The following is a 615-nucleotide window of genomic DNA, read 5'->3' as shown; positions in this document are numbered from 1 at the left end:
ACGACGACGACGGCAACCGATTGAGCGCTAGTCTGGTTGATCCCAGTGCTCTCATTATAACCGAGCGCAACGTGCGGCTTGCTCTGTACTTTGTTTTTGAGGTGCAGCGCTATCTACGGGCAAAAATGGGCTCCGACCGGCTGCGTCAACAGGGCGGCTTACGCATTATCACCACCCTCGACCTAAGAATGCAAACCGCTGCCGAAAGGGCAACTGCGGGAGGCAGGCGACCCGACCACGCCCAGCTGGCAATGGTGGGCCTCGAGCCAAACTCCGGCGAGGTACTGGCCATGGTGGGGGCCAGGCCCGGCACTGAGGGTGAGTTCAATCGTGCAACCCAGGCCTGGCGCAGTCCTGGCTCGGCCATCAAGCCCTTTACCTATGGTATTGCGCTGGAGGCGGGCTGGACCCAGGCCAGCACCGTGCTCGATTCACCAGTTGAGTACCGCACCCCACAGGGCATCTGGCGCCCCAGAAACTTCGATGGGAGATTCCTGGATCGCCCGGTTAGCATCCGCTATGCCCTTAATCACTCCCTCAACCTGCCCGCCATCCGGGCAGCCCAGGCTATTGGGGTACAGCGGCTGGGAGACAAGCTTCCCCTGGCCGGCTTCC

Annotated in this window: 1 protein-coding gene; it reads left to right on the top strand. The window is 61.8% G+C overall.

The genetic code is table 11. From position 1 onward, the window contains the following. Positions 1–251 precede the first annotated feature (251 nt). The coding region (locus HW443_RS13540) for a penicillin-binding transpeptidase domain-containing protein (RefSeq protein WP_258190559.1) at positions 252–615 on the top strand (364 nt) is incomplete at its 3' end.

Origin of the sequence: Candidatus Hakubella thermalkaliphila (assembly GCF_013281975.1) — a bacterium.
Taxonomy (GTDB): domain Bacteria; phylum Actinomycetota; class Humimicrobiia; order Hakubellales; family Hakubellaceae; genus Hakubella; species Hakubella thermalkaliphila.
Note: the sequence above shows the minus strand (reverse complement) of the source record. Positions and strands in the feature narration are given on the sequence as shown.